Raw genomic sequence first — 8,790 nt, forward strand, 5'->3', positions numbered from 1 at the left:
CCACTTGGCACCCTCAAATAAAAACGGCTCGGCAGCCAGGCTGCCGAGCCGTTCATGCGATTGATCGTGAAATCAAGCCCCGGCTGGAGCCTCACCCATGCCTGTACCGCGGCGACCAGCCTTGGGAATAGCCGACGCGCCCGCAGCCGGGCGCGCCACCGGCGTGGTAGTGGAGCTACCACGATCGATGGTGCCGCCGTGCATCACCTTCTTGATTTCATCACCAGTGAGGGTTTCATATTCAAGCAACGCGCCGGCAATGGCGTGCAGCTGCTCGATATGGTCGGTAAGCAGCTGTTTGGCGCGGGCGTAGCCGGTTGTCACGATCGAGCGGACTTCGTTGTCGATCATCTGCGCGGTTTCTTCGGACATGTTCTGCGACCGGGTCACACTGTGGCCCAGGAACACCTCGTCCTGGTTCTCGGTGTACTTCAGCGGTCCCAGCTTGTCCGACATGCCCCACTGCGTCGCCATCGAGCGCGCCAGATCGGTTGCATAGCTGATGTCCGACGAGGCGCCAGAACTGACCTTGTCATAGCCGAAGATCAGTTCCTCGGCGACACGGCCGCCCATGGCGACGGCCAAGTTGGCGTACATCTTGTCCCGATGATAGCTGTATTGATCACGCTCCGGCAGGCGCATCACCATGCCCAGCGCGCGGCCACGCGGGATGATGGTGGCCTTGTGGATCGGATCCGACGCCTGCTCGTGCAGCGAAACCAACGCGTGGCCGGCTTCGTGATAGGCGGTCATGCGCTTCTCGTCTTCGGTCATCGCCAGCGTCTTGCGCTCGGTGCCCATCAGCACCTTGTCCTTGGCGTCTTCAAATTCGCGCATCGACACCAGACGCTTGCCGCGCCGGGCCGCAAGCAATGCCGCTTCGTTGACGAGATTGGCCAAGTCGGCGCCGGCGAAACCAGGCGTGCCGCGTGCAAGGGTGCGAGCAATCACGTCCGGGGCCAGCGGCACCTTCTTCATGTGGACCGCGAGAATCTTCTCACGCCCGTCGATGTCGGGACGGCCCACCACCACCTGCCGGTCGAAACGACCGGGACGCAGCAACGCCGGATCAAGCACGTCGGGCCGGTTGGTGGCAGCGATGATGATGATGCCTTCGTTGGTATCGAAACCATCCATTTCCACCAGCAACTGGTTCAACGTCTGCTCTCGTTCGTCGTTGCCGCCGCCCAGACCGGCACCGCGGCTGCGGCCGACAGCGTCGATTTCATCGATGAAGATAATGCACGGAGCCGATTTCTTGCCTTGTTCGAACATGTCGCGCACGCGGCTGGCGCCGACACCGACGAACATTTCGACAAAATCCGAGCCCGAGATCGAAAAGAACGGCACATTGGCTTCGCCAGCGATGGCGCGGGCCAACAGCGTCTTGCCGGTGCCGGGCGGGCCGACGAGCAATGCGCCCTTCGGGATCTTGCCGCCAAGGCGGCTGAAACGACCCGGATCCTTCAGGAAATCGACGATTTCCTGAAGCTCTTCACGGGCTTCGTCGATTCCGGCGACATCTTCGAACGTCACGCGGCCTTCCTTCTGCACCAACAGCTTGGCGCGGCTCTTGCCAAAACCCATTGCACCGCGGCCAGCACCGTTCTGCATCTGGCGCATCACGAAAATCCAGATACCGATCATCAAAACGAACGGCAGCATGTTGAAGAACAGCTGCGCAATCATCGAACGGCTTTCCTCCGGCTTGGCGTCGAACCGTACGCCCTTGGTGCGCAGACGCTCGATCAACTGGGTGTCGCCGGGGTTGAACGTGCGGAACTCTTCGTCAGCACTGGTACGGCCGACGATTTCCTCGCCGCGGATTTCAACCGATTTCACCGCGCCTTCATCGACGCGCGTCAGGAAATCCGAATAGGCCAACGTGTCGCTGCTGCGTGTCGATCCGCTGCCCTGCATCACGTTTACCGCCACGGCGAGGCCGAGCAGGATTACGATCCACAGCCCCAGATTCTTCATCCATGGACTGGGTGGTCGCTTGTTGGGGCCTTCGGACATTGACAGTTCCTGCTCAGATACAAATTCGCCGCGGAAATACCGCCACATGGGCGGGAACCTCACACCAAACCAAGATAAGGCGGAATGTCCCGGTTGCAATCCGCCTGTGCTGTTCTGCCCCGTTTCAATCGGACTTTTGGGGCCTTTTGCCGCCCTTTTGTGGCAGCGGGGCGACGGAAAGACGCCAGGTTGCGCCGGGACGCGCAACGACGCCGGCCAGCGTGCCGCTGCGACCCTGCCCGAGTCGTGCTGCCAGCCGGGCAATGTCGCCTCCTCGCGCCGGTCGCCCTGCCAGTGTCTCCACCGCGCGCGCCAGCAGGCGCTGCACCAGCGCCGCCGGTAATCCGCCAGCATCCACAAGCAGCGCGCCATCTGCTTCGCGCACCCGGCTCTGCCAGGCCAGATCGGCGGCCCAAGACAAAGCTTCGGCGTCAACGGCCAGGTGCGCGGCGCTGGCCGCGAGCGCGCCGGCATCCAGTGCCGGATGGGCGGCGAGCAGCACCCGCGCCTGCGTGCGGTCATGCCGCGAATCGCGGTTGGCGGGGTCATCCACTGCCTGCCAGCCATCGGCCGCCGCGATGGCCACCAGATCGGCCTTGCGGCAGGCCAAAAGCGGCCGCACCAGCATCACGCTCGGACGCAGCAGACGGGCGGCGCGGATCCCGGCCAGCCCGCCGCTGCTGCTGGCGCGGTTCAATCGCATCAGCAGGGTTTCGGCCTGATCGTCGGCGTGATGGGCGGTGAGTAGCAAGCCATGAGCGTTCTGCGCGCACCATTCAGCCATCAGCGCATAGCGCGCGGTGCGGGCGCGGGCTTGAACATTTGCAATGATATCGCCGCCGCCGCGCACCAGCGTCACATGGGCGATACCGCGTGCCGCACACTGGGCCGCGACGCCGGCCGCTTCGGCCACCGAATCGGGGCGCAGGCGGTGATCGACCGTCAGCGCCGTGATCCGGTCGGGAAAGGCGTCAGCAGCAAGGCCAAGCAGAGCGAGGCTATCCGGCCCACCGGAAACGGCCACCGCAATGCGCGCAACAGGCGCGGAATCGGGCGAGCCGCCCAGCGCCGCCGCGATCAGCGCGGCAAGGTCAGGCCGCGCATTTGGCCCGCTCAAGCAGTGCACTTGGCTTTCGTGCGCTGGCGCCCGGCATCGGTTCTCTGGGTTTCGGTCAACTTGGCACCATAAACCGCTTCCAGCTCGGCCAGCACCTGGCAGGCGTCCTTGGGCTTGGTCATGGCATTGAGCGCGCCGGCCAGCGCAATCAAAGCATCGGGCGCCGGGGTGGAGCGCGGCGCAGACTGATAGACATCAAGGAAGGCCTTGGCCGCCTGCGGGTACTGATTGCGCGCAGCAAAGCTGCGGCCGAGCCAATATTTGGCCTGGGGCACGCGCGTTGAACGCGGCCAATCGACAATAAACTGGCTCATTGCGCCCCCCACGCCTGGCCAATCGCGCGCGCTCACCTTGGGGTAGGCGGCGGTCCACGCTGCAGCCTCGGTGGCGGGTTTGACGGTGGGCGCAGCGGCCGCCGTCTGTGCTGCCGGCTTGGGCGCTGCCACTGCAGCCGGCCTGGACGATGCCGCAGGCAGGTCGAGAACTGCGGCGGCGGGCGGGGTGACGCCGCTGGGCGCTTCCAGCGCGGTCAGGCGGAATTCGACATCACCCTTCAAGCGGCGCTGACCGTCTTCAAGCTGGCGCAACTTGTATTCCATCGCCTCGATCTGGCCGGTCATCGTCTTGAGCTGGCCTTCCACCGCGTCCACCCGCGCCGTGAGATCGGCAATCGGGGTGGAAGCCGGCAGCGCGTCCGCAGCGGGTGCGGACGCATCAGGCGCAGCCACCTGGGCTGGAATTTCCGGTTCAAAAAAACGCGTGTTACCGCCGGGAAAAACCTTCCTCTGCACGGCACGCATTTCCGATTCCAGCGTATCCACCCGGCGGTCAAGCTTGGCCACATCCACGGCTTGCGCCGCCAGCGGGGCGGGCATCAGCACGGCGATAGCAAGCAAGGCGGGCAGCATACGGGTCACGATCAGGCTCCAGAAACTCAGCGCACGGGTGGTGATGGCGCAGCCTGACTTGCCCCGACCCGACTTGCCGGAGCCTGAACAGACGGCACAGCCGCGATGGCAGCGGCGGGGGCGGCTACACCAGCAAAGCGCTCGGCCAGCGCCGGAGCGGTGAGCACGACGCCGTCGATGGTTTGAACCGAACCGCCCAGCGCGGGCAGCTTGACGCCGGCCACCGATACCTCGACCACGCCGGCGCGGCCGGTGCGCAGAGTGAGCGGCCCGCTATCTTCGGGCACTCTGTAGATGCTGCCGGCGATCATCAGGCCCTGGAAGACGCGGCGACCACTGGTACGGCTGTAGATCTTGACCCACGCATCTTCGCGCGCGGTAAGCACCACCGTGCCGCTGGCCGGGATGGCGGCGGGCGGAAGCCCAGAAGGCTCATTAAAAGGCCCGGCAACCGGAGCAGCAGGCGCTGGCGCCGGATCATTGCCGGCAAAATCATTGGCAGGAGCCGCGACTGGCACCGCGCTTGGTGCTGGGTCGAGCACACCGCCGCCATACAGGCCCAGCCCGCCGATCACCAGCACGAGCACACCCAACCCGGCGATGGCCAGCCCGCGCGACGGCAGCCGGGCCTCGTCCATGGGTTCCATGCTGGCCGGGGTTGGTACATGCGGGGTCAGCCGGGTTTCGGCGCGAAACTGCGCGCCCACCGCTTCGGAATTGAGGCCGACAGTGCGCGCGAAGGTTTTCACGAAGCCCAGCGCATACGGCAGCGCCGGCAAGGATTCATGGTCGTCGGCTTCAATCGCCATCAGGTGGCGCAGCGGCACCCGGGTTTCGCGCGCCACATCGGCCAGTTCACGGCCTTTGGCCGCGCGCGCTTCTGCCAGCAGGGCACCTACCGTCAGCCCACGGCCCGCACTGTCCGACATTGCAGCGCTCTCCTGTTTGTCACTGGCCATCCGGGCGACCCTCCCGCGTTGCCTGCGACATGGCCATTGTCGCCGTCTGGAGTCAATCAATTGCAGGCATTTTCACTGGCAGTTGCGGCCGTTTTCACAGGCCGACGCGGCGCTGCAACACAGGCCGCCGGTGGCTTGGCTTGCCCTAAGGCCGGGCTTGCCCTATGCGCGCAGCCGATATTGCTGGTGCAACGCCGGCGATGGGACCCGTATTGCCCCCGCCCTTTTGTCCGGAATTTCCGCATGTCCATTCGCAACATCGCGATCATCGCGCACGTCGACCATGGCAAGACCACTTTGGTTGACCAGCTTTTCCGCCAATCCGGCACCTTCCGCGACAACCAGCGCATTGCCGAACGCGCCATGGATTCCAACGACTTGGAAAAAGAACGCGGCATCACCATCCTGGCCAAATGCACGTCGATCGAATGGAACGGCACGCATATCAATATCGTCGATACCCCCGGCCACGCCGATTTCGGCGGCGAGGTGGAACGCATCCTGTCGATGGTCGACGGCGTCATCCTGCTGGTCGACGCTGCCGAAGGCCCGATGCCGCAAACCAAATTCGTGTGCGGCAAGGCGTTGGCGCTGGGCTTGCGGCCTATTGTGGTGGTCAACAAGATCGATCGCCCCGATGCCCGCGCCGACGAAGTGCTGAACGAAGTGTTCGATCTGTTCGTCACGCTGGAAGCCAACGACGACCAGCTGGATTTCCCCACGCTGTATGCATCCGGCCGCAACGGTTATGCCGGCGCCGAGGACACGGTGCGTTCCGGCGATCTGACGCCGCTGATCCAAACCATCGTTGACCATGTGCCGCCACCGACTGGCGACGCAGACGGCCCGTTCAAGATGCTGGTGTCGCTGCTGGACCGCGATTCCTTTGTGGGCCGCATCCTCACCGGTCGGGTGATGTCGGGCACGCTGAAGGTGAACACGCCCATCCACGCGCTGAACCCGGATGGCACGGTCGCCGAAGTCGGCCGCGCCTCCAAGATTTTCGCCTTCCAGGGCCTGGAGCGGGTGCCGGTCGAGGAAGCCAAGGCCGGCGACATCATCGCCCTGGCCGGCCTGACCAAGGCCACCGTGGCCGACACCATCGCTGATGTGAGCGTGTCCGAGCCGCTGCACGCCCAGCCCATCGATCCGCCCACCCTGTCGATGACCTTCAGCGTCAACGATTCGCCTTATGCCGGCCGCGATGGCAGCAAGGTGACCAGCCGCATGATCGCTGACCGGTTGACCCGCGAAGCCGAAGGTAACGTGGCCATCAAGATCACCGAAAGCGCTTCCAAGGATGCGTTCGAGGTGGCGGGCCGCGGCGAACTTCAGTTGGGCGTGCTGATCGAAACCATGCGCCGCGAAGGCTTTGAACTGTCGATCTCGCGCCCGCGCGTGATTTTCGGCACCGACGACAACGGCAAGCGCACCGAGCCGTATGAAATCGTCGTGATCGATGTGGACGAGCAATATTCCGGCACGGTCGTGGAAAAAATGGCGAGCCGCAAAGCCGAAATGACCGACATGCGCCCCAGCGGCGGCGGCAAGACCCGGCTCACCTTCTCCGCCCCGTCGCGCGGCCTGATCGGCTATCACGGCGAGTTCCTGTCCGATACGCGCGGCACCGGCATCATGAACCGGCTGTTCGAAAAATACGGCCCGCACAGGGGCGCGATTTCAGGCCGCGCCAATGGCGTGCTGATCTCCACCGAAAGCGGTGATGCCGTGACCTATGCGCTGGGCTATCTGCAGCCGCGCGGCGTACTGATGATCGGCCCGGGCGAATCGGTGTACCAGGGCATGGTGATCGGCGAAAATTCCCGCGTGGAAGATCTTGAGGTCAACCCGCTGAAATCGAAGGCTCTCACCAACTTCCGCGCCAGCGGCAAGGATGATGCCATCGTGCTGTCGCCGCCAAAAAAGCTGACGCTGGAAAAGGCCATCGCCTACATTGACGAAGATGAACTGGTCGAGGTGACGCCCAATCACATCCGCCTGCGCAAGGTGCATCTGGACCCCAACGAGCGCAAGCGCGCCAGCCGCTCGCGCTCGGCGGGCTGATCGGCCTCCGGCGACAGCGCCAGGGACGGGCAGAAGGCCCGACTTGCAGAAGGCTGGAACGCTGCGACAATGGGACGATTGCGGGCTTGGCCATCTGGGCCTAGGCCGCGCATCTCATCGTCACCTACCGGCAGCAGCGGGCCAAGCTGGCGCCCCAAGCTAGAGTTTGCGCATGACCATCTATGACGACGACAGCCCCCTCGACGCGCCGGCGCCAGCCGATTTCGTCACCATCCCGCAGGCCGAAGCCGAAGCCGCGATTCGCACCCTCATTCGCTGGACCGGTGACGATCCCACGCGCGAAGGGCTACTCGATACGCCCAAGCGTGTAGCGAAAGCGTGGCGCGAATATACCAAGGGCTATGCCGAAGATCCCGGCTTGCACCTTTCGCGCACGTTTGCCGAAGTGGGCGGTTATGACGAGATCGTGATTCTTCGCGACATCCCGTTCCAGTCCCATTGCGAACATCACATGGCGCCGATCATCGGCAAGGCTCACATCGCCTATCTGCCGCGCAGTCGGGTGGTGGGCATTTCCAAGCTGGCGCGGGTGTTGCACGGCTATGCCCGCCGTCTGCAAGTGCAGGAACGCCTCACCGCCGAGGTGGCCGATTGCATCCAGCACCACCTCGATCCGATCGGCGTCGCCGTGGTGATCGAAGCAACGCACGCCTGCATGTCAGCGCGCGGCGTGATGACCCCGGGCGTGGTGATGACCACCAGCCGAATGATGGGTGTTTTCCGCAACGACAACAGCAGCCGTTCGGAAGTCCTGCGCCTCATGGGTAAAGGCTGAGGCTTTTCGCCGGCGATGGGCGGGGGCATTGATACCACGTGAACATGTTGCCTTTTTTGTTGCTGCTTGCTGCCCAGTCCGCGTCACCGCCGCTGCCGCCGCCAGTATCGTCGCCTGTGCCACTGCCGCCCCCACCGCCAAGCAACAGCGGCGCCGAAAGGGTGTTGGGGCCGGCCAAGGGCGGCGTGGACGATTCTCTGGGCCGAGCCGCCACCCGCCCACTGCGCGATCTCAATTTGATGAAGCCCAAGGTTTCGCCGGAACTGGCGGCAATCATGGCCTATCCCTATGCCGTGGGTGGCCTGCGCAATTGCCGCCAGTTGAACGGTGAAGTGAACCGCATGACCGAGCTGGTTGGCCCCGATGTCGATGATCCGGGGCTTCTGGGCAAAAAGGGTCGCAGCCCGGTGGAGCGCTTGTTCGACAGCGCCGAAGGCATCACCGGCAGCCTGGTGCCCGGCCAGGGCATCATTCGGCAGTTGACCGGCGCCAACAAGGCCGCCCGCCTCGCCGCCGCTTCCCGCCTCGCCGGGCAGTTCCGGCGCAGCTACATCAAGGGCGTGATGAAAGCCCCCGGCTGCCGGCTGGTGCCCCCACTCCTGTAGCCTATCCACCGGCAGCGCCCACGCGCCGCCGGTGATTTGCCCGAAACCGCCGGCGCCTGTATGCGAAGCGGCCTTGTTGCCTGCCAGGATGATAACCCGATGACGGCCGCCGCGGCCCCGAACGACGAGACGAAGGGCCACGGCCTGCCGGCACTGCTCAGCCTGGCAGCGCCGGTCGTCGCGTCGCGCCTCGGCATCATGGCGATGGGACTGGTGGACACGATTGTGGTCGGCCAGCATTCAGCCGCGGAAATGGGCTATCACGCCCTTGGCTGGGCGGTGACCGGCGTTGTGCTGACCACGGCGCTGGGCCTGCTGTCAG

7 protein-coding genes and 1 pseudogene are annotated in these 8,790 nt (G+C 64.8%); 4 read left to right on the forward strand and 4 right to left on the reverse strand.

Annotation, left to right across the window (positions count from 1 at the left end):
• Nucleotides 1-72: 72 nt before the first annotated feature.
• The 4 genes from ftsH to ACESL8_RS03465 all read right to left on the reverse strand — a co-directional run bounded on the left by ftsH (nucleotide 73) and on the right by ACESL8_RS03465 (nucleotide 4,973).
• Nucleotides 73-2,019: an ATP-dependent zinc metalloprotease FtsH gene (ftsH, locus tag ACESL8_RS03450; protein ID WP_372915986.1), complete on the reverse strand. Its 1,947-nt coding sequence runs from the start codon at nucleotides 2,017-2,019 to the stop codon at nucleotides 73-75.
• Nucleotides 2,020-2,143: 124 nt separating this feature from the next.
• Complete coding sequence (tilS, locus tag ACESL8_RS03455; RefSeq protein WP_372915988.1) at nucleotides 2,144-3,136, reverse strand: tRNA lysidine(34) synthetase TilS; 993 nt, start codon at nucleotides 3,134-3,136, stop codon at nucleotides 2,144-2,146.
• Nucleotides 3,133-4,053, reverse strand: coding sequence for a hypothetical protein (locus ACESL8_RS03460; RefSeq protein WP_372915990.1), 921 nt, complete (start codon nucleotides 4,051-4,053; stop codon nucleotides 3,133-3,135). The genes tilS and ACESL8_RS03460 overlap by 4 nt, the downstream gene beginning before the upstream one ends.
• Before the next feature lie 17 nt (nucleotides 4,054-4,070).
• Nucleotides 4,071-4,973: a helix-turn-helix domain-containing protein gene (locus ACESL8_RS03465; protein WP_372915992.1), complete on the reverse strand. Its 903-nt coding sequence runs from the start codon at nucleotides 4,971-4,973 to the stop codon at nucleotides 4,071-4,073.
• 273 nt (nucleotides 4,974-5,246) lie between these two features.
• Here ACESL8_RS03465 and typA point away from each other — a divergent pair, with 273 nt between their 5' ends.
• The 4 genes and pseudogenes from typA to ACESL8_RS03485 form a co-directional block, all read left to right on the forward strand.
• Entirely contained in the window at nucleotides 5,247-7,067 is a 1,821-nt protein-coding gene (typA, locus tag ACESL8_RS03470) for a translational GTPase TypA (RefSeq protein ID WP_372915994.1), read from the forward strand.
• A gap of 172 nt (nucleotides 7,068-7,239) precedes the next feature.
• Entirely contained in the window at nucleotides 7,240-7,863 is a 624-nt protein-coding gene (gene folE / locus ACESL8_RS03475) for a GTP cyclohydrolase I FolE (RefSeq protein ID WP_372915996.1), read from the forward strand.
• Between the two features lie 38 nt (nucleotides 7,864-7,901).
• The gene (locus ACESL8_RS03480; RefSeq protein ID WP_372915998.1) at nucleotides 7,902-8,468 is read left to right on the forward strand and encodes a hypothetical protein; all 567 of its coding nucleotides are present in this window, start codon (nucleotides 7,902-7,904) and stop codon (nucleotides 8,466-8,468) included.
• 99 nt (nucleotides 8,469-8,567) lie between these two features.
• Nucleotides 8,568-8,790, forward strand: a pseudogene (locus ACESL8_RS03485) (MATE family efflux transporter); the annotation flags it as partial.

This window comes from Sandarakinorhabdus sp. (assembly GCF_041689835.1).
In the GTDB taxonomy this organism is placed as follows: Bacteria; Pseudomonadota; Alphaproteobacteria; order Sphingomonadales; family Sphingomonadaceae; genus Sandarakinorhabdus.